We start from the raw sequence: 22444 nt of genomic DNA, 5'->3' as shown, positions 1-22444 counted from the left end.
CATAGATTATTTTTATGCTTAACGAAATACTAAGGTTTGAGTTTTCTTACAGAAAAAACCGGCCTGCCACTTATATCTATTTTGGTATTCTGTTTCTACTCTGCTTTGCTGCCGCCACCTCTAAATATGTTAGTTTTGAAGGGGTAGCCGGAGGGCAAATCAAAGAGAACTCTCCGTTTTTTCTGGCCACCATGACCATCATCATGACCTTCTTCATGACCTTCATTGCCTCGGCTATTATGGGTGTGGCTGTGCTAAGGGATTTTGAACACAAGATGGAGTCTTTGATGTTCAGCACCACGGTGTCAAAGTTTGATTATCTCTTTGGGCGTTTTCTCGGGTCTTTTCTGGTTATGGTACTTGTTTATTCAGCCATCTGGATGGCACTGATGCTGGGTTTCAGCATAGGTGAGTATTTGCCCTGGGAGCCTTCCTGGAAAGGCAAATCAATGTTACCTTTCAATGCCTGGTCTTATTTACAACCTTTTATCTATTGGGGCATTACTAATATTTTCATACAGGGCGCTATCTTTTTTGCTGCCGGGGCATTGAGCCGCTCTACAGTGGTAATTTATACGCAGGGCATCGTTTTATTTGTACTCTACCAGATTACCGACACTATACTCGGAGACATTGAGAACAAAAATCTGGCAGCTTTACTAGACCCATTCTGTTTCAGGGCATTCAATATTTATACCGAATACTGGACACCCGCTCAAAAAAACACCCTTATTGCACCATTTGAAGGGGTTCTATTATGGAACAGGCTTATTTGGGTAGGTATAGCCCTATGCATTCTGGTTGTTACATACTTTTCTTTCAGCTACAATGTAGTTCGTAGCAGCTGGTTCAGAAAAAAAGCGGTTAAAGAAGAGAAATCAGGTATCCGGCCCGAGGCGGTGGTCATCCCTGTTGTTCAGCAATTCAGTGGCTTTTCAACTCATTTGAAGCAACTCTGGAAAGAATCCCTGTTTTATACCCGAATGGTTGTGCGCGAGATTCCGTTCATTGCCATTATTATGATAGGCCTTGCCGATTTGATTATCAGCTCGTTCTATTTTGAAGAAATGTATGGTACCAGCTCTTACCCCATTACAGCCAATGTAATTGGTCTCCTGAATAATTTTGACCTTTACTTCCTTATCATTGTGGTGTTTTATTCAGGCGAGCTTATCTGGAAAGAGCGGGTAACCAATATGCACCTTATTATAGATGCCACTCCTGTGCCCGACTGGGTAAATCTCTTTTCAAAGTTTGTTGGCTTGCTTATAATTTATACCGGCCTGCTACTCATTCTCATTCTTTCAGGTGTTGTCATACAGGCCAGTCATGGATATTTCAATTTCGAAATCTCACTGTATTTCAAATCGCTTTTTACCAATACCATGATCTTCCTGGTGCTTTATACGCTGCTCTCGTTCTTTGTGCAGGTTATGGCACACAACAAATTTGTGGGCTTTGCCATGATGTTCGTGTTCTTTCTGGTTACGTTCTTCCTGGCGGCATCTGGTATTCAGCATCCATTGTTTTCATTCGGTAGCGGTAGCTTACGAGATTACTCCGACATGAACAAATACGGGCACTTCATTACCCGTTTTTCATGGTTAAAATTTTACTGGTTTGCTTTTGTTGCTTTTCTTTTCATAGTGGCCGTTGTGTTCTCGGTGCGTGGGTCAGAGGCCGTAATGAAAACCCGGTTGCGCGTAGGCCGATTGCGCTTAACCCGTTCAGTTGTTACGCTCGGGCTTTTTGCACTGGCTTCATTTGTTGCAGCTGGTATCTATATTTTTTATAATACAAACCAGCTGAACACCTACGAAACCCGCGAGGAAGGAGAAGAAAAAAGGGTAGCTTACGAAAAAGCCCTGAAGAAATTTGAGCATTTGCCACAGCCCAAAATAATAGATGTAAACCTGAAGGTGGAGATATACCCGCAGGAGAGGAATTTTACGGCCGAGGGCTATTTCTGGTTGAAAAACAAGACATCAAAGACAATGGCCGATGTACACATACAAAATGATGAAGCGCACAAAATGAAGCTCGATTACCTGCGATTTGACGGCGGCGCTAAAGAAAACAAAACCTATGGCAAGTATGGCTATACTATTTATACGCTCAACAAGCCGTTGGCACCCGGCGATTCAGTAAGGATGTCGTTTAAAACCAGATATGAAACCAAAGGTTTTGAGGCCACCGGTGGCAACACCGATATTGTTTATAATGGTACGTTTTTTAATAACCTTTATTTCCCGACCATCGGGTATTCGAGCGAGTACGAACTAGGTGACGATGACACAAGACGGAAGCACAAACTACCGGAGAAAGAACGCATGATGGAGCAGAGTAATCCGGTGGGTTTATCGCAGAGCCTTTTTGGTGATGATGCCGATTATATTCGCTTTGAAATGGTAATTGGAACCGAAAAAGACCAGACTGCCATTGCACCTGGGTATCTGCAAAAAACCTGGAACGAAAACGACCGTAAGTATTTCCATTACAAAATGGATGTGCCTATGTGCAACTTTTATTCTATTGTGTCGGCCCGATATGAACTTAAAAAAGACAAATGGAAGAATGTTGACCTTGAAATATATTACAACAAGGGCCATGAATATAACCTGAACAAGATGATGGCATCTATGAAGGCATCATTTGATTATTTCAGCAAGCATTTCAGCCCTTATCAGTACCGCCAGATGCGCATTATGGAGTTTCCGCGCTATTCAGAATTTGCGCAGTCTTTTGCCAATACTGTTCCGTTCTCTGAGGGCATCGGCTTTATTCAGAAAGTAGACAAACCCGAAGAAGACCTGGATATGCCTTTTTACGTAACGGCGCATGAGCTGGGCCACCAGTGGTGGGGGCATCAGGTAGCTGAAGCCAACGTGAAAGGCAATGCCATGTTATCAGAAACGCAGGCGCAGTACTCGGCATTGATGGTCATGAAACATGCTGTAACGCCAGAAATTATGCAGAAATTTTTGAAATATGAATTAAACAGCTACCTGAGAGGCCGGGCAACCGAACGCAAAAAAGAACAACCTTTGAACATGGTTGAAGGGCAGGGATACATTCATTACCGGAAAGGGTCGGTTGTGATGTTTGCCTTGCAGGATTACATTGGCGAAGAAAAGGTAAATGCGGCTTTACGAAACTTCCTTGCCGAATGGCAGTATCCGGGCCCTGACTCTAAGAATAAAAGATACCCCACCAGCAACGATTTACTGAAATACTTTAAAGACCAAACGCCTGATTCGTTAAAGAATATTATTCATGATATGTTTGAAACCATCACTTTGTTTGAAAACAAAGTTGAGCAGGTAGAGTTCAAGCCTCTGAAAAACAAGACTTTTGAGGTAAAAATTATATCAACCAACGAGAAATTCAGGGCAGACAGCTCAGGTAACGAAACGCCGGTTGCCATTAACGACTGGATTGATGTAGGTGTGTACGGTAAAGGCAAAGACGGAAAAGAAAAGCTGCTTTACCTGAAAAAACATAAAATAACGCAGAAGAAAAACACTTTTACCATCATTGTAAAAGAAGAACCTGTAAAAGCCGGCGTTGACCCCATTAACAAGCTGATAGACCGGCACGCAGAAGACAACACCAAAGCTGCCGAAAAATCAGAAGGCGGTTAAAATTTACCAGGGGGCTAATGATTAGCCCCCTTTTTTATGGAAATTCTTCTTAAAATGTGTTCATTTCAATAAAATTTGTTTAATTCACACCCTGACTGTAAAAAAGTATTATTAATGCAAAATTTACAGGTTAAATAATAACTAAACTTTGTATTTAAGACAATCAATACACCTAAACACTATATGTTACTACTTAGCAGAATCATCAGGATAAATCAAAATTTTAAAACTGTGTGCCAATAGCAGGTTTACTGTATTTTATTAAGATACTTTCAAATTAATATTAATCAACATTCTATCCCCGTTTACAATGAGTATCAGGTTCAGATTAATCATTATGAATTTCCTCCAGTTTTTTATATGGGCTTGCTGGCTCATTACAATCGGGAGCTACTGGTTTAATAATAAACACTGGTCAGGTGCAGAATTCGGAGCCATTTTTTCAACAATGGGTATTGCCTCGCTCTTTATGCCTACACTTACGGGCATCATTGCCGACAAGTGGGTTAGCGCCGAAAAACTATATGGTATCCTGCATTTATTAGGGGCTGCTGCGCTGGTTTATATTCCTGAAGTAAACAACCCCGGCGATTTCTTCTGGGCTATTTTGCTGGTAGTTATTTTTTATATGCCCACCATTGCGCTGGCCAACTCTATTGCTTATACTATTCTGAACAATAAACAAAACGATATCGTAAACGACTTCCCCCCTATTCGCGTTTGGGGCACAGTTGGCTTTGTGGTGGCTTTGTGGGTTATCAGCTTAACGGGTAACGAAACATCGCACAATCAGTTTTACATAGCTGCCGCAGCAGCGGTAGTATTAGGTATCTATTCATTCACTCTACCTAATTGCCCTCCATTGGCTCGTGAATCAGATAAAAAGACATTTGCCGAAACATTGGGCCTGAACGCCTTCTTTTTGTTTAAAGACGTAAAAATTGCTATGTTCTTTATATTCTCTATGTTTCTGGGAGCCTCCTTGCAATTAACTAACGCTTACGGTGACACCTTCCTGCATGACTTTGCAGGGGTTAACGAATATAAAGACGCCATAGCCGTTAAGTACCCGGCTATTATTATGTCAATATCGCAGATTTCAGAGACACTATTCATTCTGGCTATTCCGTTCTTTCTGAAAAGATTTGGTATTAAGCAGGTAATGCTCTTCAGTATGTTTGCCTGGGTATTGCGCTTTGGTTTGCTGGCTTATGGGAATCCGGGCAATGGCCTGTGGATGATTATTCTGTCTTGTATTGTATACGGTATGGCCTTCGACTTCTTCAATATCTCGGGGTCTTTATTTATTGAAACCTACACAAGCCCCAAAATACGCGCCAGCGCACAAGGTTTATTTATGATGATGGTAAATGGCTTTGGCGCAATTTCCGGCAGTTTAATTAGTGGGTTTATTATTCAGAAGTATTTCACACTGGCCGATGGCACCAAAACCTGGCCCGGTATATGGCTTACCTTTGCTATCTATTCGTTAATAGTTGCCCTTCTGTTTGCGGTATTGTTTAAACACAAGCACGAAAAAAATGCGGCAGATGTAAAGATTAATCACTAAGCCAAAACGAAGAAAGCTGCAGACATTTGCAGCTTTCTTCGTTTTATATCTATCCAAGTCGTTATTTCCGCGAAAATATAAAAAGGCCCACAAAGGTTATCAATCCATTCAGCATCAGCTTTGAGAAGCCGAACTCAAACGAAAATACATTCATGCTGATTTCTTCAAAAACGTAAGTCAGAACCGGAGATGCCACACATACAAACGGCACAATTTTATCTATCACGGGGCGCTTCATATACAAGCCGAAAGCAAATAGCCCTAGCAGCGGCCCATAAGTATAGCCTGCAATATTAAACACAGCCGAAATTACCTCCTGACTGTTCAAAGCCTTGAACACCACTATTACAACAATAAACACAACCGTGAACCCAATGTGTACCCAGTGCTTTAACCTTTGTCTTTCTTTTTCTGTTCGGGTTTCAAATTTCAGAAAATCAACACAAAAAGAAGTGGTAAGGGCAGTAAGTGCAGAGTCTGAACTGGCATAGGTGGCAGCCGTAATACCCAGCAGAAAGGTTACAGCAGCAAAAGTACCGAAGTGATTACCCAGAGCCAATGAAGGATACAGGTCGTCGGTTTTGGCAGGTATAGGCAAGCCCATTTTCTCTGAGTAGAAATACAATAGTACCCCTAGGCTCAGGAACAAAAGATTAACAAACACCAGCACCACATAAAACCAGAACATATTCTTTTGAGCCTCGCCAATGCTTTTGCAGGTAAGGTTTTTCTGCATCAGGTCCTGGTCCAGGCCTGTCATGGTCATGGCAATAAACGCACCAGATAAAAAATCTTTTACAAAGTGGTGTTTATTGGCCCAGTCCCATACAAATATTTTAGAATAAGGGCTATCGGTAATGGTAGTCAGCAATTCACTTCCGCTCAGGTTCAGTTGTTTGGCTATCAGATAGATAGTCATTACCAGAGCAGCCAACAGAAAGAAAGTCTGCAAAGTATCGGTTATAATAATGGTCTTTACGCCACCCTTAAATGTATATACAAAAATAAGGCTCATGGCTATTACCACTGTCAGTTCAAAAGGCACGCCAAGGTCTTCAAAAATAGCCAGTTGCAATACCTGCACCGCCACATACATGCGCACTGCTGAACCAACGGTGCGAGAAAGCAGAAAGAATGCAGAGCCGGTTTTGTATGACCAGAACCCAAAGCGTTTTTCGAGATAGCCGTAGATAGAAATCAGGTTTAGCTTATAATACATGGGCATCAGTATGGTGGCAATTACCCAATAACCCACCGCATAACCCAGCACAACCTGAAAGTAAGAAAACTGGATTTTACCCACCGCACCGGGAACAGAAACGAACGTTACGCCCGAAATTGATGTTCCTATCATACCAAAGGCAACTAAGTACCACGGCGATTGCCGGTTGGCGGTAAAAAAAGTATTGGTGTCGGCCCCCTTGGCTGTGTAGACAGAAATGATTATCAGAACCAGAAAATAAATAACAAGAATGGTCAGGGCAAGCGTAGAACTCATTGTACCGGGGTTTTCTGTTTGTGTCAATTTGCTTCAAATATCAAAACTTTTTTTGCCATAACAAAACTGCTCTTTTCAAAGAATGAATTATATTAGCATAAAAATAGCCGGAAACTGAGCATTTCCGGCAGATGTATTTGTTTAGCTGTTGATTGTTTATTCAATATTCAAAGTGTTTCATTAAATTTAGTAAAGTTTTTAGAAATGACACCATTACCGAATCCGGAGGTTGAAATCATTGAGGAAGTTGTAGAGGATATTGCAAGTATTAAACTATGGGAGCTGGTTGTGTTTAATGACGATTTTAATACCTTCGACCACGTGATAGAAACTTTAATTGATGTTTGTCATCATTCGCCCGAGCAGGCCGAGCAATGCACACTTATTATACACTATAAAGGGCAATGTGCCGTAAAATCCGGTGATTTTGAAGAGTTGGTAGCTATGAGAAATGAAATTTGCAGAAGAGAGATTTCGGCCGAAGTAATGCTGAAATAAAGTATTTTACCCAACATTAAATCCGGTACAATCTTATTCGTTACAACAAAAGGCTTTATTGCATTGAATTTCCCCTCAAAATTAATAGAAGACGCTGTCGTTGAAATCTCAAAGCTTCCCGGTATTGGAAAAAAATCTGCCTTGAGACTGGTTTTGCATTTACTGAAAAGAGAAGAAGCGCAAACACAGTTACTGGCTGACGCACTGGTTGCCATGCGTACGCAAACAACCTATTGCCGCCAGTGCCACAACATATCAGACCAGGAACTTTGCCAGATTTGCAGCTCAACACGCCGCGACCGCCAGATAATTTGCGTGGTGGAAGACACCCGCGACGTGCTGGCTGTTGAAAACACAGCCCAATACAGAGGTTTGTATCATGTGCTGGGGGGCATTATATCGCCCATGATGGGCATAGGACCCAACGACCTGCACATAGACTCTCTCTTGAAAAGATTAGAACAGACAGATGAAACAGAAAAGGTGCAGGAAGTGATTCTGGCTCTAAGCCCGACTATGGAGGGCGATACTACCGCTTTTTATCTGCAGAAAAAACTAAGGGCATTTCCGGTTAAAATCAGCACCATTGCGCGGGGCATACCCATTGGCGGTGACCTGGAATATACCGACGAAGTAACCCTGGGCAGAAGTATTCTGAGCCGCATAGCTTATGAATAAAATGAATGCCCGAGTTTCACATTAATGTAATTACAAGCATGACAACCCCCGGAACCCCATTAGCCCTGCCTAAGACCAGCCTGATACCTCGTGTTAAAATATGCTGCATCAGTTCTGTTCAGGAGGCACAGGAGGCCATCAGTTTCGGAGCGTCGGCACTAGGCCTTGTGGCTAAAATGCCCAGCGGCCCCGGCCCTATTCCGGACGACTTAATCCGTGAAATTGTGTCCACAATCCCGCCACCGATAGCCTCGTTTTTATTAACCAGCCGCACCGGCAGTAAAGCCATTATTGAACACCAGAGAGCCGTCAATAGTAATGTAGTACAGATAGTAGATGCCCTTGAAGACGGCACTTATGAAGACTTCAGGGTTGAGATACCTGCAGTAAAAATTGTGCAGGTAATACATGTAATTGATGAAAGCACGATTGATGAGGCACTGGCTATTGCCGAAAGCGTAGATGCGCTTCTGTTAGACTCCGGCAATCCGAACCTGTCAGTAAAAGAATTAGGTGGCACCGGCCGTGTACACAACTGGGATGTGAGCCGGAAAATCGTAGAGCAGTCGCGGGTACCGGTATTTCTGGCAGGTGGGCTGAACGCCACCAACGTAAGAGCAGCCATTGACCGTGTGCAGCCTTATGGTTTAGATTTGTGCAGTGGCGTGAGAACAAACGGTAGTCTTGATTTGTTTAAACTGGAAACATTTTTTAATGAAGTTAATAAGATTTAAGTTTTTATATTTACGAACCGAAATTTAAAAAAGATTCTTTTACCATAAATCCCTGCATAAACCATGAACAGAAAAGATTTCATCAAAGCAATCGTCGGAAGCTCCTTTTTATTAAAAATGGGTGATGTTTTTGCAAAACCTGTCAGCTTTGAAGGCATGTACACCCTGGCGCCGCTTCCTTATGCCAACGATGCGCTTGAACCCCATATAGATAAGCTAACCATGGAGATTCACCATGACCGCCACCATAAGGCTTATGTAGACAACCTGAATAAGGCTATTGCAGGCACCCCGCTTGAAAAAACAGCCCTTACTGATATATTGAAAGATATAAGCAAGCATCCGGTAGCTGTAAGAAACAACGGTGGCGGACACTGGAATCATACCTTTTTCTGGCAGATTCTCGGCCCGAATGCTAGTGGCGCTCCTACCGGTAAACTAGCGGCTGCTATTAACAGCTCTTTTGGCAGTTTCGACAAATTCAAAGAAGAATTTGCCAAAGCAGCTACCACCCGTTTTGGTTCGGGCTGGGCCTGGTTAATTGTAGATGCCAATAAAAAACTAAAGATTACATCAACGCCTAATCAGGATAATCCGCTGATGGACGTAGCTCCAGACAAGGGCACCCCTGTATTGGCCATTGATGTTTGGGAGCATGCCTATTATCTTAAATACCAGAATAAGCGTGCCGATTATATTAACGCTTTCTGGAATGTAGTGAACTGGAAAAAGGTAAGCGAAAATTTTGAAGCAGCCTGATAAAAAGACATTTCGTACCATTACCCAAAAAAGGATTTACGCACCGTAAGTCCTTTTTTGCTTATTGATAGGCAATATTTTGCTATATTTGCATTAAAATAATGCTTTCTGAATTGATTCCCATGAATGACGAAAATCCGGAATATGATCCGCTTCACCAAAAGGAAGTTATCGATGACATGTTCGAGAGCTGGTTTCTCGACTATGCTTCTTATGTAATTCTGGAGCGAGCCGTACCGGCCATTGAAGACGGGCTTAAGCCCGTGCAACGCCGTGTAATGCACGCCCTGAAAGAAATGGACGATGGCCGCTTCAACAAAGTGGCTAACGTAATTGGCTCTACCATGCAGTTTCACCCTCATGGAGACGCCTCCATCGGTGATGCCATTGTTTCTTTAGGCCAAAAAAACCTTCTGCTAGACACCCAGGGTAACTGGGGTGATATCCGCACCGGCGACGGCGCTGCTGCTCCGCGTTACATTGAGGTAAGGCTATCTAAATTTGCCAACGATGTACTCTTCAATGAAGATACCACCGAATGGCAGATGTCTTATGACGGCCGGAAACGTGAGCCAATCAACCTGCCATCTAAATTCCCTTTGCTACTGGTGCAGGGCGTAGAAGGTATTGCGGTAGGTCTTTCTACCAAAATACTGCCACATAATTTTGTAGAAGTGTGCGAGGCCGCCATGGCGTTTCTCAGAAAAGAGCCGTTTCAGATATTCCCTGATTTTCTGACGGGTGGTATGATAGACATAACCAACTACAATGACGGCTTGCGCGGTGGTAAGGTAAAAGTAAGAGCCAAGATTTCAGAGGCCGATAAAAAGACCTTAATTATTAATGAAATACCTTATGGTACAACCACTACGTCGCTCATTGACTCTATCATCAAAGCCAACGATACCGGCAAAATAAAAATAAAGAAGGTAGAGGATAACACCGCCAAAGAAGTATCAATCATTGTGCATCTGGCACCAAATACATCGCCGGACATTACAATTGACGCCCTGTATGCCTTTACAGAGTGCGAGGTTTCCATTTCGCCCAATGCCTGCGTTATTATTGAGGAAAAACCTCATTTTGTAACCGTTAGTGAGATTCTGCGCCTGGCTACACAGCAAACCATGCACCTGCTGAAACGAGAGTTGGAGATAAGGAAGCATGAACTGAAAGAGAAATTATTATACAGCTCGTTAGAGAAAATATTCATTGAAAACCGAATATACCGCGACATTGAAGAGTGCGAAACCTTTGAAGCCGTTATAGAAACAATTGATAGAGGGCTTGAACCGTTTAAGAAAGATTTTTATCGCGAAATTGTAGAGGAAGACATCCTGCGTTTGTGTGAAATCAAAATCAAGCGTATCTCTAAATATGACTCATTCAAGGCCGATGAACTGATGCGTCGCCTGGAGCAGGAATTGGCAGAAGTAGAAGACAACCTGCAGAATCTGGTGCGCTATACCATTGATTTCTACAAAGAAATTCTTCGCAAATACGGAAAAGGTCGTGAGCGTAAAACCGAAATCAGACAATTTGATGCCGTACAGGCCACAGTAGTAGCCGCCAATAATCAGAAACTATATATAGACCGCGAAGGCGGCTTTATAGGCTATGGGCTCAAAAAAGATGAGTATGTAATGGACTGCTCAGATATTGACGACATCATTGCTTTCAAACGAGACGGCAAGTATATTATCACCAAAATTCAGGATAAAGTCTTTGTAGGTAAAGACATCATCTATTGCTCGGTGTTCCGCAAAAATGATGAACGAAAAATCTACAATGTAGTTTATGTTGATGCCAAGTCGGGCACCTCTTATGCCAAGCGTTTCTTTGTGTCGGGCATTACTCGCGACAAGGAATACGACCTGACGATGGGGAATCCGAAATCGAAAATTCTATACTTTACAGCTAATGATAACGGCGAAGCAGAAATTGTAACCGTAAACCTGACGGCCAACTCAACTGCTAAAAAGAAACAATTCGAGTGGGATTTCTCTGTACTGGCCATCAAGAACCGGAATTCGATGGGTAATGTGCTTACTAAGTTTCCGGTCAGAAAAATCATCATGAAATCGGCCGGAAAATCAACCCTTGGTGGTGTAGACATCTGGTTTGATGCCGTAATAGGCAAGCTGAATCGCGACGAGCACGGATTATATCTGGGCAATTTTGGTTCGGAAGACCGCATACTTGTACTTTATAAAGACGGACAGTATGAATTGACCAACTTTGAATTGACTAATCGGTACGAACCAAAAGAAATTGCCGAAGTGGTAAAATTCTCGCCAGAGCGCATCATCTCTTGTCTGTATTTTGATGGCGAGCATAAAACCTATTACATTAAGCGCTTCAAGATTGAAACCACAACCATAGATAAGAAATTCTTGTTTATTACAGACACCAAAAACTCGCGTATGCTGGCGGTAAGTGTCGACAAGCACCCGAGGATACAGGTTAAAACTAAGGCAGATAAAAAATCGCCTGCCGAGAGCCAGACCATTCTGGTAGATGAGTTTGTTGAAGTAAGAGGCTGGAAAGCCATTGGTCAGAAACTGAACGTATTTGAAATACTGGATGTACAAATGCTTGAGCCAAAACCAGAAGAGGTGGAAGTGAAGCAGGAAGTGGCCGAAGAAACCAATGCACAAACAGAGGCCGACGCCACTGAAAATACTGATGATAGTGACGGGCAACTGGCATTATTTTAACCACAGGTAACTATAATTTAATGATAAAATTGGGGGAAATTTCGGTTTCCCCTTTTATATTTCTGCCCATTTAGCATTCAACTATCATTTATTGCTATGCGTTACACACTGATTGCAATTGCGCTGCTGTGTCCTGCTTGCTCGCTGGCGCAAAACCTCATTACCGATATAAAAAAATTAAAAAACGACACCCAATGGCAACAGGTGGCGGCTATACCTTTGCAGTTTTCTGCCTATCATCCACAGGGGATGGTCAAAGTCGGCGAGTTCTTTTATCTGAGTTCAGTTGAAGTAAAAGCATCACCTGTAAACGGAAGTACTGGCAATGGAACAGGCCACTTGTTCAAGATAGACTCCACCGGTAAATTAATTGACGGCATCACTTTGGGCGAAGGCACCATGTATCATCCCGGTGGTATCGATTATGACGGCGAGTATATCTGGGTACCCGTGGCCGAATACCGCCCGAACAGCCAGTCTATCATCTATAAGGTTAACCCGGCTACCCTGAAGGCAACCGAAGTAATGCGCTTTAAAGACCATATCGGGGGCATTGTGCATAACACCGGCAGCCACACGCTGTCTGGCATTAGCTGGGGCTCAAGAAATTTCTATGAATGGAAACTCACACGTAGAGGCAAAGTAAAAAATGCAGGCGAATCGCCGGAAAAACTACGCATAGCTAACCCGTCATTTTATATCGACTACCAGGACTGCCACAATGTGGGCCAGAACCTGATGATTTGCTCAGGCTTGCAGCGTTACAGCCATAATGGGCACACAATCCGTTTAGGCGGTTTTGACCTTATTAGCCTGAAAGACCATCGCCCGGTGCATCAGGTACCAGTCAGATTATGGTCGCCCACAGGCGCCCCCATGACCCAAAACCCCTTCTGGGTTGAATCAACACCTAAAGGCATCAGAGCCTACTTCTGCCCTGACGACGATAAAGCCGCAACGCTATATATATACGATGCTGTTTTAAAGCCATAGAATCATCTAAGGACATTATCAGAAAAATTTCCAATAAAAATAAAATTTTTTCCAATACTATTTGGAAGATAAAAAAATAATATTTATCATTGCCGAATATTTCGGCACAACAATCCGAAAATATCGGCAGAACATGAAGACAGGTACAAACAAAACTTTGCTTTCACTCAATATAGCTCATTTACGTAAGCTGAAAGAATTAAGCCAGGGTGCATTGGCAGAAACGCTCAATGTACCCAGAACCACGCTGGGGTCATGGGAAGAGGGCAAATCTTCTCCAACCATTGATGGTCTGACAAATATAGCAAAGTTTTTTGGCGTGTCAATAGATGCATTGATAACAATTGACCTGACTACTGTAACCGACCCTCAAAGCCTGATGGAAATAGGCGGCAAACGGGTGTTGTTTCCGATTATGGTTGATGAACAAGGCAATGATATGATTGAGCTGGTACCGGTAAAAGCCTCGGCAGGTTACCTGAGCGGCTATAACGACCCCGGCTTTATACAGAATCTGCCCCGCATATCTCTGCCTTACATTGCCAACGGTAAATACAGGGGTTTCCCGATTGTAGGAGACTCTATGCCCCCGCTTGAAAAAGGTGCTTTTGTGATAGGTAAATACCTGGAAAACCTCGCCGATATAAAAGACGGTAAAACCTATGTGATACTTACACAAAACGATGGCCTGGTTTATAAAAGAATTCACCGGTTTAACAAAGCCGACGGGTACTTAATGTTACACTCTGATAATACGTATTACGCACCATATAAATTACCATTTAAAGAAGTTTTCGAAATATGGGAGTTTGTCTGCAGCATAAACCCTGCCGACACACAACCTTCAGATTTACTTTTCTCGGTTTTACAGAGCATTCAGAGCGATGTAAATACCATTAAGTTAAACATGAAGTTGTGATTATATCGATAGTAAGGACCTCGTTAAGGCTGGCTGATTATTAAAATCATTTTTAAAATATCTATTAATTCTAAAATATCCAGAAAAATGCAAACCGCTAAATTAGATTTGAGTATGAAAATTTATGAATTTATGGCTGAAGGTATCGACTTCAAGATGCACGATTTTCTGCCGGCTTCCAATAAAAAACAAGCCATTAAAAAAGTGAAAGTAACTATTGCCAAAATGGGCTATCAGAAACCCACATACCTCAACTTAATAGCCCTGTCAGACACCAAATAATTTATATGATTGAATCCCATCCCATCCATAAAAAAGCATTAGCAGAGAAGCAGGGTATCCACACAAAAAACCCGGTAATTAATGTCCTTTAACCGAAACGGGCTGCTTCTCTCTGCTTTTATACTTTATAACTTGCGCACTATAATATATAAATTAAATATTGCGCACACAGCCGGGCAAATAGCATACCCCAACTGCAATAGTGACGGTTCAGGCTTTCTGCAAGCCAGAAAAATATTCTGCATCCAGGCAAGAATATTAACCAAAACTTAGCTAATTTCGTATTGTGCTTTAAACAATTACAATACGAATGCTCGAAAATCGTAAAACAACCATACTTTTTATATTTTTTACAGTTCTTCTGATTTACATCTCAAGATTACTTTATTTACAGGTTATTGACGACCGCTACCGTTCGCTGGGTTCTAGCAATGCCATCAGAAAAAACATACAGATACCCTTACGCGGGCAAATATATGACCGCAACGGAAAACTACTGGTAGCCAATGTAGAGGTATATGATATGTATGTAACACCACGCAAGGTGAAGCCCATGGATACGCTTACCTTTTGCAACCTGTTTGGCATTACCCGAAAATTCTTTGATAGCACCATGCGTGTGGCCAAAGAATATTCGGTCAACAAAGCCTCAATCTTTATCAGACAATTATCAAAAGAAGACTACGCAAAAGTGGCCGACGCCATGGTGAATTTCTCTGGCTTTAATTTTGAGCAGTCGTTTTTCCGCACTTATCCGGCGGCTACTATGGCCAATGCACTTGGGTATATAGGTGAGTTATCAAAAACGCAATACGAAGCCCAGGGAGATAATAAATACTACCGCAAAGGAGATTACATAGGCCTTACAGGGCTGGAAAAAGAATATGAGCTTGACTTACGCGGCCAGAAAGGCACGCGCTTTACGCTTGTTAACGTAAAAGGAGAAGAGAAAGGAGCATATGGCGGTGGCAGCTTTGATACACTGGCAGTAATTGGTAAAGACTTGCACTCAACGGTTGACATGGGCTTACAACAGTTTGCCGACAGCCTTTTCCAGAACAAGGTGGGGGGTGTGGTGGCTATTGAACCCAATACCGGCGAAATTCTGACGCTGGGCTCTTACCCTACCTATGACCCCAACGAGCTGTCGGGTAAACTTTTTTCTACAAAATTCAGAGAGCTGTCAAAAAACCCCGATAAGCCGCTAATCAACCGGGTAACTAACTCGTTCTATCGCCCGGGTTCAACATTCAAGCTGGTGCAGGCAGCCGTTGCGTTGCAGGAGGGCGTCATTACACCTACTACGTCATTTACGGGTTACCCGTCTCCAATGGCCTGCCATGGGCACTCTGCATTGCATACCGCCAACCTGCATAATGCCATTCAAAGCTCTTGTAACCCTTATTTCTTTAATGTTTTCAAGAAAATAATTGGTAATAATAACGAATCTAACCCGTTTATTTCGGCCCGTGAAGGCCTTGCTGTATGGCATACCATGATGGAGAAATTTGGTTTCGGTATTAAGCTGGGTATAGACCTGCCGGGCGAAAAAGCCGGGCTTTTGCCAAGTGTTGAACGTTACGATAAAGTGTATGGCAAAAACGAATGGAAATTCTCAAATATTTATTCATTGAGTATCGGCGAAGGAGAACTGGGAGTAAACGTACTGAAACTGGCTAACCTGTGCGCAGCATTGGCGAATCGGGGATATTGGGTAACACCTCACCTGATAAAAGGTGTAGGGCAACCCAAAGGAGGTGTAAAACCTGACCTGGTAAAAGTACATCAGACAGGTGTAGACGCCCGATACTTTGAGCCTGTGGTAAATGGCATGTATGCCGTGGTTGAAAGCGGCACAGGCCGTGTGGCGCGCATAGAAGGCATTGAGGTTTGCGGCAAAACAGGTACGTCACAAAACAAAAAGGGAGGCGACCACTCTCTTTTTATTGCATTTGCCCCTAGGGTAAATCCTAAAATTGCTATTGCCGTAGTGGTTGAGAATGGTATCTGGGGAGCACGCGCGGCTGCACCGATAGCCTCGTTGCTGATAGAGAAGTACCTGAACGGCCAGGTGAAACGTAAAGAATATGCCGTACAGATTATGAATACCAGCTACCGTACCACAGCCGCCAGCAAAGGACAGCAACCAAAGAACTTAACACCTGAAAATTAACATCGACTTTATAAATGCAGCGGGCTACTCAAATGAATAGCCCGCTTTTTTTTAATTCTTCAGCATCGGGAACAGCCTCTTTAAATCTTCATCAGTAGGTCTGGAGCCATATTCGCATACCTCAAAAGTTTCGGCGTGTTTTACATTGGCTGCGTGCGCTTTTCCATACCATTTTTCCAGCGATGTTCTGGCTTCGGGGGTTATGGTTACGGCACGGGTCTTTGTAAGCCAGGCTTTTCTTTCTGCTTTGCCTTGTGGAACCTGATCCAGGAAACCGCCTATCCAGGGCAGCCACTCATAAAACTGCGACATGTGCGCATCCAGGGCATGAATCTTCTGGTCATACACGCCAGATATATCAATGGCTACATCAGGCCTGAAAGGGTTTGGGCGCTGGAAACCATCCTGAAAATACAAAAATACCGGATTCTTCTTCAATGGCGGCACATCAGGCGCCACATTAGGCACACCTACCATATAGGCGGCATCCTGCACCAATACACCAGTATAGCGGTGGTCGGGGTGGTAATCATTCGGCCGTGGTGCAATTACCACATCGGCCTCCCATTCTCTTATTTTACGGATAATCTGCAGCCTTACATTGAGGCTGGGTAATAGTTCACCATCGTGGTTGTCTAGCACATCGTATTCTACACCAAAGCGTTTGCCGGCTTCTTTAGCTTCGGCCAGCCTTCTTTTGGCCAGCATGCCCCCACCCTCGCTCTGATGCCCGGCATCGCCATTGGTTACAGATACAAATTTAACGGCATGGCCCATTTTTGAGAATAAAATACCTGTTCCGCCCGATTTCAAATCACAATCATCGGGGTGGGCGCCAATCATAATAATTCTCAGCGGTTTTTGGGTCTGGCTGTATACCATAGCGGTTACCAGCAAAAAAGCCAGTAAAAATATACGTCTGATCATACTAGTGTTGTTTAAAGGGTTGAATATGACTAATTTACGGATAAAAATATAATATTTTCAGGTGTTAAACAATCTATTCAAACTACTCAATAATTTTACATTACCCAAAAGTATATGCCAGATAGTCCGTATGCATAGCCCGGAATACAACAATAAAAGTTGAAAGATACACTGGTCAGGATTTTTATCCAGCCATCTTTTACTTTTGTTTTTCTCTGAAAAAAACCTATTACATTTGCTAAAATAATAACAAAAGAATGACCTTACAGCAGCTTTTTCAGCAAATTGGCGCACAACCGGGCTTATTGCTGTTTTATTTTGCGGGGATTCCTGCCGCAGCCATTCTGGCGGGGTTGCTAGGCAAAAATGAAGGACACCTGTCGCCCTGGAAATACCTGTATGCCGTGCTGATATATCTGGTAAGTATACCCGGTGTTTTTGCTGTTGCACCTAATATCTACTTTTTTGTATTTCAGCATGGCAACGTGATGGAAATGGACGTGTACATGCAAATTCTACCTGTAGTGGTGATGCTGGTTACTATTTTCATTATCAGCAAAAACGTGCGATTGGCTCTGATTCCGGGTTTCGGTAAAATAGCAGGCCTGTGGTTTATGCTCTTTGCCACTATGGCTTTCATGTGGTTTTTAGAGAAAATTCATATTGTTGTTTTCTCTTATATGCCTATTACTGTGCTACTGGGTATTTTTGTGGTTCTCTTTGTACTTATTTATTTAGGCTGGCGGCGCTTTATAGCTTAGTTAATCGCTGATTACAAAAGCCAGTGAGGCATCAGAGATAGGTTCTGATACACTTCTGGGGTCTGGCTTTAGTTCAACTTTACGCATAGCCTCTACTTCTATTGAATAAAAGCCGAAATCTTCTACCACTTTACCACAAAGATGATAGATACCAGAACCACGCAACGGGTATTTCTCAACCGTTTTAGGAAAATGTACGGTATCAAAAAATTTCCCTGAGTAATCATAAAAATAACCAAAGCCCATCAACTGGCCGTTTTTGGCACGTATTGATTTCCAGGTTATCAGGTAGCCGTATATGTTAACAGGCTGGCCCAGCATTTCGTGCAGTTTATCTATGGTGCAGGTATCGGCCACGGGCTCGGCACATAAATCGAAGGGGGAGCCTACGGTAAAATCAAGAAATTCTATTTCGTCATACATATCTTCCAGGGGGTCATAAGACAAAGCCGGCAGATGGGATTCTGGCTCCAGGTACTCAAACAGTGCCTCTTTATATGCCGACGGCTTGAAATTATTATGCAACAGCAAGTGGGCTTCCCACAGCAGTTCTTTCTTGGTCATGCCGAAATTCCTGAATGCCCCCACTCTTATTAACACAATCAGTTGTTCAAGGCCAATCGGAACGCGATGGGCAAAATCAGCAAAAGACAAGAAACGGCCTTTCTGGTTCCTTTCGTCGAGTATGTTTTTAACAATTTTTACTTCAAGGCTTTTGATATGAATCCAACCCAGCCAGATGGTTTTTCCCTTAATGCCTGTAAGCATATTACTTTCATTAATATCCGGCACTTCAATAGTTGCTCCGCAACGTTTGGCTTCATGTATATAAAACTCGGTTCGGTAAAAACCACCAAAATTGTTAATAACAGCCGTAATAAACTCTAATGGGAAATAGGTTTTCAGATACAAACTCTGGTAACTCTCTACTGCATAAGACGCCGAATGCGCCTTTGAAAAACTATAACCTGCAAAACTCTCTACCTGCCGCCATACTTCTTTTGCCAGTTCGTCGCTGTAGCCTTCAGCCCGGCAATTGGCAAACCATTTGTCTACTATTTTCTGAAATTCCATTCTGGCTCTATATTTGCCAGACATGGCACGCCTGAGCATATCGGCCTCGCCCAATGTCATTTTTGCAAATCCATGAGCCACTTTTATCACATCTTCCTGATAAATCATTACTCCGTAGGTATCTTCCAGCAAATCTTTCATTCTTGGATGCAGGTACTGAATATTGTGGGGGTCGTGGTGCCGTTCTATGTAGGCTTTCATCATGCCACTGCTGGCAACACCCGGCCGTATAATAGAGCTGGCCGCTACCAGGGTAAGGTAATTATCGCATCTGAGTTTCCACATCAGCTGGCGCATAGCCGGCGACTCTATATAAAAGCAGCCCATGGTTTCGTTGGCCTGTAGTTGCTTCCTGATGTTTTCATCTTTTTTGAATTTATGTACCTGATGGATATCAATGTTAATTCTGTGGTTGTCACGCACCAGGTCAACAGCCATTTTTATATGCCCCAGCCCCCGTTGCGACAACACGTCAAACTTGGCAAAACCAATTTCTTCAGCTACGTACATATCCCACTGGCATATCGGAAACCCCTTGGGCATGGGTTGCAGTGCGGTATAATTAAACAGGGGTTCTTCCGAAATCAGAATACCCCCTGCATGGATAGACAGGTTGTTAGGCATTTCGTCCATCAACGGAGCGTATTTCAGAATATACCGCATGTATTCGTTGCTCTGGGCCCTTTCGGGGTAGCGTAGGTACATATCCACCTCTGGCTTGGGCAGGCCAAAAACCTTGGCCAGCTCACGTATGGCTGAGTTACGCTGAAAAGTGTTATAGGTGGCCAGCAGGCAAACGTGCTCTTTACCGTAGCGCTTAAAAATATACTGAATGATTTCGTCGCGCTCATCCCACGAAAAATCAATATCAAAATCAGGCGGTGATGTGCGTTCAGGATTGATGAACCGCTCAAAGAACAGGTTTAATTCAATAGGATCTACATCTGTAATACCTATGCAATAGGCTACAATTGAATTAGCCCCAGAGCCCCTGCCTACATGAAAATACCCTCTTGATCTGGCATAATTGATGATGTCCCAGGTCATGAGAAAATACGCCGCAAAGTTCATCTGGCTGATAATCTCCAGCTCCTTATCTATCCGCCTGATTACTTCAGCATTTGTTATATCATACCGGTTAGAAGCACCATCTAAAGTAAGTTTCCGCAGAAACTCCATATCAGTTTCTTTATTTTTAGTATAGAATCTTTTATTCTTATCGGTGTGCGTGTTAAACTCAAAATTGCAATGGTTAATTACCAGAGCAGTATTTTTCATGAACATACGGTAATCGGTAAATTTGTCTATCAGAGTTGGGATATCAACAAAAATCTCGTCAGGGCAAGCCTCTTCATTTTTAGGCAGCTTGCTCAAAAGTACATTCTTACTGATGGCCCGCAGCAAACGGTGCAGGTTAAAGGTAATCTTGTCATGAAACGTAACCGTATGTATGGCCAGCACCTTCTGAATAGCCGGGTGCTTCTGAAACTTAAAAAGCCGGGTTAGCTCCCAGAACCGCACGCCTATATACTCGTGTTCGTCAAGCGTTGGGTTTGATTCAAAATAGCTCATCGGATAAATAGCAAAACTATCCCGGAATGGCGGCGCCTTTTGCGGATAGGGCTTTCCGGAAGCCAGATACTCAGACAAAAACCGGTTGATTTCATGCAGCCCATTCTGGTTCTTTGCCAGTACAGTGTATTTTACTTCATCGCTGTTTCTGAACTCTACCCCTACAATGGCTTTAATATCGGCTTTTTTACACTCTTTTATGAAATCGAACAGGCCGCTGGTGGTGTTAATATCAGTAAGCGCAAGGTTACGGCATCCGGCGGCTTTGGCTCTGGCAACCAAATCTTTGATGCTGAGCGTACCATAATTGAAACTGAAATGGCTGTGGCAGTTTAAATACATATATTATAGATGTTAAATGTTTGATGATTACCTGGTCAGTTGCAGGCTTTTTGCATTTACCATAGGGGCTTTACCCAATTGCATGCCGTAAGCCCTGCCCAGTATTTTTTCGCCATGTTTGTACTTCACTTTGTCCATAGCCTGATGCAGCGAGGCAAACCTGGATGAATTGTCGAACAGGTTTATCTGTGAGTACCCCTGCACCAGTTTGCTGAGCCTTACCCCTATCAGCCTTATTAAAAGCCTTTTATCGTACAGGTTATCAAACAAATCGAGTACTTTTTCAATAATCACCTGGTCGTCAGAAGTATAAAGTACATGGGTTTGCCGGGTGTAGGTATCAAAATTTGAATAGCGTATTTTAACCGTAATACATCCGGCACATTTTATCTGGCTCCGCAAATCGAAAGTCAGGCTTTCTACCATATACACCAGTATTGATTTAAGCCGGGCCACATCGGTGGTGTCTTTATCGAAAGTCATTTCTTTTGAAAAAGATTTCTGGTCATGATACGGCACAATGGGGGTATCATCAATGCCATTGGCCCGCTCCCAGAATAACTTTCCGTTTTTGCCAAATACGGCCTCCATCATTTTTATGGGCATAGCGGCCAGTGTACCTATGTTTTTTACGCCCATGGTTCTCAGGGTTTTGGCGGTGGTGTCGCCAACCATAGGTAGTTTATTGATTGACAGGGGGTTCAGAAACGGCCTTTCGTAACCTGTAAGTACCTGCATTTTGCCGTTAGGCTTGGCCTCATTGGTGGCTACTTTGCTAACGGTCTTGCTTGTACTGAGGCCAAAGGTGGTATTAAGGCCCGTTTCTTTCGCAATGCGCTCTTTAATTCCTTTTGCCCATTTATAACAGCCAAAAAATTTATCCATGCCCGTAAAATCACAATAGAACTCATCAATACTGGCTTTTTCTACTACGGGTACATCTTCAGTAATGATATCAGTAACCATACCTGAATATTTGATGTACGACTCGTGGTCGCCTTTTACAAAAATGGCATCGGGGCACAGCCGTTTAGCCAGTTGTGAAGACATGGCCGAATGCACTCCGAATTTGCGGGCTTCATAACTGGCCGAGGCCACCACACCCCGCTCGCTTGACCCACCCACAACCACAGGTTTGCCAATAAGTGACGGATTTTTTAATCGTTCGACTGACACAAAAAAGGAATCGAGATCATAGTGTACTATGGCTTTGTCCATATACAAAATTATAATGTGGAAAAATTTTACAGGGATTCTGCGATAAAAGTATAATCATTTTGTGTAATATTGTCTATACAAATTGTGT

General features: G+C 42.9%; 16 protein-coding genes. 12 read left to right on the top strand and 4 right to left on the bottom strand.

Annotated elements, in window-relative coordinates:
- Nucleotides 1-14: 14 nt before the first annotated feature.
- Nucleotides 15-3641: a M1 family aminopeptidase gene (locus tag MB380_RS07615; RefSeq protein WP_253534263.1), complete on the top strand. Its 3627-nt coding sequence runs from the start codon at nucleotides 15-17 to the stop codon at nucleotides 3639-3641.
- A gap of 337 nt (nucleotides 3642-3978) precedes the next feature.
- Complete coding sequence (locus MB380_RS07610) at nucleotides 3979-5211, top strand: nucleoside permease (RefSeq protein ID WP_305882500.1); 1233 nt, start codon at nucleotides 3979-3981, stop codon at nucleotides 5209-5211.
- 61 nt (nucleotides 5212-5272) lie between these two features.
- Here MB380_RS07610 and MB380_RS07605 read toward each other — a convergent pair whose 3' ends face one another.
- Entirely contained in the window at nucleotides 5273-6709 is a 1437-nt protein-coding gene (locus MB380_RS07605; RefSeq protein ID WP_253534259.1) for a sodium:solute symporter, read from the bottom strand.
- Nucleotides 6710-6913: 204 nt separating this feature from the next.
- On the opposite strand from MB380_RS07605, the gene MB380_RS07600 reads away from it, so the two are divergent.
- The 9 genes from MB380_RS07600 to MB380_RS07560 all read left to right on the top strand — a co-directional run bounded on the left by MB380_RS07600 (nucleotide 6914) and on the right by MB380_RS07560 (nucleotide 16462).
- Nucleotides 6914-7207 (top strand): ATP-dependent Clp protease adaptor ClpS, encoded by a 294-nt coding sequence (locus tag MB380_RS07600; protein ID WP_253534257.1) that lies wholly within the window; start codon nucleotides 6914-6916, stop codon nucleotides 7205-7207.
- 63 nt (nucleotides 7208-7270) lie between these two features.
- Nucleotides 7271-7885, top strand: a complete 615-nt coding sequence (gene recR, locus MB380_RS07595; RefSeq protein WP_253534255.1) for a recombination mediator RecR — start codon at nucleotides 7271-7273, stop codon at nucleotides 7883-7885.
- 38 nt (nucleotides 7886-7923) lie between these two features.
- The gene (locus MB380_RS07590) at nucleotides 7924-8619 is read left to right on the top strand and encodes a phosphoribosylanthranilate isomerase (protein ID WP_253535548.1); all 696 of its coding nucleotides are present in this window, start codon (nucleotides 7924-7926) and stop codon (nucleotides 8617-8619) included.
- A gap of 63 nt (nucleotides 8620-8682) precedes the next feature.
- Nucleotides 8683-9378, top strand: coding sequence for a superoxide dismutase (locus MB380_RS07585; RefSeq protein ID WP_305882499.1), 696 nt, complete (start codon nucleotides 8683-8685; stop codon nucleotides 9376-9378).
- Between the two features lie 101 nt (nucleotides 9379-9479).
- Nucleotides 9480-12095 (top strand): DNA gyrase/topoisomerase IV subunit A, encoded by a 2616-nt coding sequence (locus tag MB380_RS07580; protein ID WP_409014684.1) that lies wholly within the window; start codon nucleotides 9480-9482, stop codon nucleotides 12093-12095.
- Between the two features lie 96 nt (nucleotides 12096-12191).
- On the top strand, nucleotides 12192-13088 hold the full coding sequence (locus MB380_RS07575) for a DUF6454 family protein (protein WP_253534253.1): 897 nt from the start codon (nucleotides 12192-12194) through the stop codon (nucleotides 13086-13088).
- 133 nt (nucleotides 13089-13221) lie between these two features.
- Nucleotides 13222-14007 carry a LexA family transcriptional regulator gene (locus MB380_RS07570; protein WP_253534251.1) on the top strand — a complete coding sequence of 262 codons (786 nt, stop codon included), beginning with the start codon at nucleotides 13222-13224 and terminating at the stop codon, nucleotides 14005-14007.
- Between the two features lie 87 nt (nucleotides 14008-14094).
- Nucleotides 14095-14289, top strand: a complete 195-nt coding sequence (locus MB380_RS07565) for a hypothetical protein (RefSeq protein ID WP_101725131.1) — start codon at nucleotides 14095-14097, stop codon at nucleotides 14287-14289.
- Between the two features lie 310 nt (nucleotides 14290-14599).
- Nucleotides 14600-16462, top strand: a complete 1863-nt coding sequence (locus tag MB380_RS07560; RefSeq protein ID WP_253534249.1) for a penicillin-binding transpeptidase domain-containing protein — start codon at nucleotides 14600-14602, stop codon at nucleotides 16460-16462.
- A 51-nt stretch (nucleotides 16463-16513) separates the two neighbouring features.
- Here the strand turns inward: MB380_RS07560 and MB380_RS07555 are convergent, their stop codons facing one another.
- Nucleotides 16514-17389, bottom strand: coding sequence for a PIG-L deacetylase family protein (locus tag MB380_RS07555; RefSeq protein WP_253534247.1), 876 nt, complete (start codon nucleotides 17387-17389; stop codon nucleotides 16514-16516).
- 257 nt (nucleotides 17390-17646) lie between these two features.
- Between MB380_RS07555 and MB380_RS07550 the strand changes: the two genes are divergently transcribed.
- Complete coding sequence (locus MB380_RS07550) at nucleotides 17647-18150, top strand: hypothetical protein (protein WP_253534245.1); 504 nt, start codon at nucleotides 17647-17649, stop codon at nucleotides 18148-18150.
- Here the strand turns inward: MB380_RS07550 and MB380_RS07545 are convergent, their stop codons facing one another.
- Together MB380_RS07545 and dinB are read right to left on the bottom strand one after the other, a co-directional pair.
- The gene (locus MB380_RS07545) at nucleotides 18151-21138 is read right to left on the bottom strand and encodes a DNA polymerase III subunit alpha (RefSeq protein WP_253534235.1); all 2988 of its coding nucleotides are present in this window, start codon (nucleotides 21136-21138) and stop codon (nucleotides 18151-18153) included.
- 27 nt (nucleotides 21139-21165) lie between these two features.
- On the bottom strand, nucleotides 21166-22356 hold the full coding sequence (dinB, locus tag MB380_RS07540; RefSeq protein WP_253534233.1) for a DNA polymerase IV: 1191 nt from the start codon (nucleotides 22354-22356) through the stop codon (nucleotides 21166-21168).
- Between the last annotated feature and the right edge of the window lie 88 nt (nucleotides 22357-22444).

This window comes from Emticicia sp. 21SJ11W-3 (assembly GCF_024138715.1).
GTDB classification, from domain to species: domain Bacteria; phylum Bacteroidota; class Bacteroidia; order Cytophagales; family Spirosomataceae; genus Emticicia; species Emticicia fluvialis.
This window is presented reverse-complemented; position numbering and strand designations above follow the sequence as displayed.

Coding starts and splice junctions, on each gene's coding strand:
- dinB (WP_253534233.1), bottom strand. CDS start 22,356: ATGGACAAAGCCATAGTACACTATGATCTCGATTCCTTTTTTGTGTCA.
- MB380_RS07555 (WP_253534247.1), bottom strand. CDS start 17,389: ATGATCAGACGTATATTTTTACTGGCTTTTTTGCTGGTAACCGCTATG.
- MB380_RS07585 (WP_305882499.1), top strand. CDS start 8,683: ATGAACAGAAAAGATTTCATCAAAGCAATCGTCGGAAGCTCCTTTTTA.
- MB380_RS07590 (WP_253535548.1), top strand. CDS start 7,924: ATGACAACCCCCGGAACCCCATTAGCCCTGCCTAAGACCAGCCTGATA.
- MB380_RS07615 (WP_253534263.1), top strand. CDS start 15: ATGCTTAACGAAATACTAAGGTTTGAGTTTTCTTACAGAAAAAACCGG.
- MB380_RS07570 (WP_253534251.1), top strand. CDS start 13,222: ATGAAGACAGGTACAAACAAAACTTTGCTTTCACTCAATATAGCTCAT.
- MB380_RS07600 (WP_253534257.1), top strand. CDS start 6,914: ATGACACCATTACCGAATCCGGAGGTTGAAATCATTGAGGAAGTTGTA.
- MB380_RS07605 (WP_253534259.1), bottom strand. CDS start 6,709: ATGAGTTCTACGCTTGCCCTGACCATTCTTGTTATTTATTTTCTGGTT.
- MB380_RS07565 (WP_101725131.1), top strand. CDS start 14,095: ATGCAAACCGCTAAATTAGATTTGAGTATGAAAATTTATGAATTTATG.
- MB380_RS07545 (WP_253534235.1), bottom strand. CDS start 21,138: ATGTATTTAAACTGCCACAGCCATTTCAGTTTCAATTATGGTACGCTC.
- MB380_RS07550 (WP_253534245.1), top strand. CDS start 17,647: ATGACCTTACAGCAGCTTTTTCAGCAAATTGGCGCACAACCGGGCTTA.
- MB380_RS07610 (WP_305882500.1), top strand. CDS start 3,979: ATGAATTTCCTCCAGTTTTTTATATGGGCTTGCTGGCTCATTACAATC.
- MB380_RS07575 (WP_253534253.1), top strand. CDS start 12,192: ATGCGTTACACACTGATTGCAATTGCGCTGCTGTGTCCTGCTTGCTCG.
- MB380_RS07560 (WP_253534249.1), top strand. CDS start 14,600: ATGCTCGAAAATCGTAAAACAACCATACTTTTTATATTTTTTACAGTT.
- MB380_RS07580 (WP_409014684.1), top strand. CDS start 9,480: ATGCTTTCTGAATTGATTCCCATGAATGACGAAAATCCGGAATATGAT.